This is a genomic window from Enterococcus sp. 3H8_DIV0648, assembly GCF_002140655.1.
GTDB classification, from domain to species: Bacteria; Bacillota; Bacilli; order Lactobacillales; family Enterococcaceae; genus Enterococcus_A; species Enterococcus_A hulanensis.
This window is the reverse complement of the sequence record NZ_NGLG01000001.1, coordinates 845,233-848,103: the sequence shown is the minus strand read 5'-3', so window position 1 is coordinate 848,103 and position 2,871 is coordinate 845,233. Positions and strand designations below refer to the sequence as shown.

Below are 2,871 nucleotides of genomic sequence, written 5' to 3'. Positions count from 1 at the left end.
CTAATGTTGTATTGATCCCCATTTCTTTAGCCTTCTTGAATAAATCGATCAAAAAGTCGATTTGAAGTAAAGGTTCACCACCACTAACAGTGATTCCGCCTTTTTTTCCCCAATAACTCTTATAGTTCAATGCTTCTTTTAAAATATCATCAGCTGTTCTTTTCTTTGCTTTAGGATCATTTATTTTCCAAGTATCCGGATTATGACAAAATTGGCAACGCATCCGGCAGCCTTGCATGAAGACGATAAATCGTACGCCGGGTCCGTCAACAGATCCGAAACTTTCGATTGAATGGACATTTCCGACAATAGGTTGTTCAGTCACAGCAGACATAAACAGTCCCCCTCTTCTATATGTAAAAATTTCTCGCAAATTTTTTTTACGAATAACCAATGACTACTTTTAAAAAGTAAGGCGAATAGACTACCGTCCATCCGCCCTATTTCAGTATTCGCTTGTAAATCAGTTCTTACATTTTAGCATGGAATGTACGGCTGATTACATCTTCTTGTTGTTCACGAGTCAAGTCGATAAACTTAACCGCATAGCCAGAAACCCGAATTGTAAAGTTAGCATATTCTTCTTTTTCTGGATGTTCCATAGCATCGATTAATTTTTCTTTACCAAAGACGTTCACGTTTAGATGATGTGCTCCTTGATCAAAGTAGCCATCTAAAACGTTTGTTAAGTTTTCAATGCGTTCATCTTCATCATGACCTAATGCATCTGGATTGATACTTTGTGTATTTGAAATACCATCCAACGCATATTCATAAGGTAATTTTGTTAATGAATTTAATGAAGCTAACAAACCATTTTGTTCAGCACCATAAGATGGGTTTGCTCCCGGAGCCAAAGGTTCACCAGCTTTACGTCCATCAGGCATTGTACCAGTTGCTTTACCATAAACAACGTTTGAAGTAATTGTCAAAATTGATGTTGTTGGTTCTGAATTACGGTAAGTATGGTAATGTTCTAATTTTTCCATGAACGTTTTTAATACCCAAACAGCTAAGTCATCAGCACGAGCGTCATCGTTACCATATTTAGGGAATTCTCCATCGATCTTGAAGTCAGTAACAATACCATCTTCGTCACGAATTGGGAAAACTTTTGCATATTTGATAGCAGCTAATGAATCAACTACGTGAGAAAATCCTGCGATACCTGTCGCGAAAGTACGCTTCAAGTCAGTATCCATTAACGCTAGTTCAGCTGCTTCATAGTAATATTTATCATGCATAAAGTGGATAGCGTTCAAAGTATTTACATACATCCCGGCTAACCATTCCAACATGTCGTCATATTTAGCCATAACATCATCGAAATCTAGAGCGTCGTCTGATTCGATTGGACGGAAATCAGGCCCGACTTGTGCTTTAGATTTTTCATCAACCCCACCGTTGATCGCATATAACAATGCTTTCGCCAAGTTTGCGCGAGCACCGAAGAATTGCATTTCTTTACCCGTTTGTGTAGCAGATACACAGCAGCAGATCGCATAGTCATCTAGCCATACTGGACGCATTACATCGTCATTTTCATATTGAATTGAAGAAGTATCAATTGAAATCTTAGCTGCATAGTCTTTGAATCCTTCTGGTAAACGAGAAGAATACAATACAGTCAAGTTCGGTTCTGGAGATGGACCCATGTTTTCTAGTGTGTGCAAGAAACGGAAATCATTTTTAGTAACTAATGTACGTCCGTCCATACCCATACCAGCAATTGATAAAGTAGCCCAAACTGGATCGCCTGAGAACAATTCATTGTAAGAAGGAATACGAGCAAATTTAACCATACGTAATTTCATTACTAAATGGTCAATCAATTCCTGTGCTTGTTCTTCTGTCAAAAGGCCTCTTTCAATATCACGTTGAATATAGATATCTAAGAATGTAGATACACGGCCGATTGACATCGCAGCACCGTTTTGCTCTTTGATTGCTGCTAAGTAACCAAAGTATGTCCATTGAACCGCTTCTTTAGCATTCTCAGCTGGACGAGAAATATCGAAACCGTATGCTTCTGCCATTTCTTTAATGCGTTTCAATGCTTTATATTGATCGCTGATTTCTTCACGTAGACGAAGATCTTCTTCAGTGAATTGACCGTGACCGCAGTTTGCGTGGTCTTTTAGTTTTTCTTGCATCAAGTAATCAATACCATAGAGTGCTACACGACGGTAATCACCAACGATACGTCCACGTCCGTAAGTATCAGGAAGACCAGTGATGATTTTTGCACGACGAGCCGCACGGATTTCCGGTGTATATACATCAAAGACTGCTTGGTTATGCGTTTTATGATAATCATTAAAGATTTCAGTGAATTTAGGATTTGGTGTGTAGCCATAGCGTTCAAGAGATTCTTCTGCCATACGAATACCACCGTAAGGCATGAATGCACGTTTTAACGGCTTATCTGTTTGGATACCGACGATCGTTTCTTTGTCTTTCAAATTTTCGTCAATATAGCCAGCACCATAAGCATTAGCTGCAGATACAATATCTGCCTCCATGTCTAAGACGCCGCCGTTTTCACGTTCTTGTTTTTGAAGTTCTTGTAATTTTGCCCATAATGAATTTGTTGCGTCAGTTGGTTCAGCTAAGAAATCGGCAGCACCTTCATAAGGCGTGTAGTTAGCTTGGATGAAATCACGTGTATTGATTTCACTCTTCCATAAGTGCCCCTTAAAGCCTTCCCATGCAGACTTCTCAGTGTTTTTCATTTTTTCTAGTTCATTTGTTGCAGTTCCCATTCCGAAAGGACCTCCTTAGAATAATAAAAACTTAATTGCTACAGCTTTACGAACAAAGTATAACACATAAATTCTTTTATGCAAGCCTTTCCTTGTGAAAGATTAATTC

The 2,871-nt window shown here is 38.8% G+C and carries 2 protein-coding genes; both read right to left on the bottom strand.

From position 1 onward, the window contains the following. Nucleotides 1-334: 4Fe-4S cluster-binding domain-containing protein (locus A5875_RS03935; protein ID WP_141108322.1), on the bottom strand; the 334-nt coding region annotated here is incomplete at its 3' end. 136 nt (nt 335-470) lie between these two features. Next, on the bottom strand, nt 471-2,762 hold the full coding sequence (pflB, locus tag A5875_RS03930; RefSeq protein ID WP_088932398.1) for a formate C-acetyltransferase: 2,292 nt from the start codon (nt 2,760-2,762) through the stop codon (nt 471-473). Nucleotides 2,763-2,871: the final 109 nt, after the last annotated feature.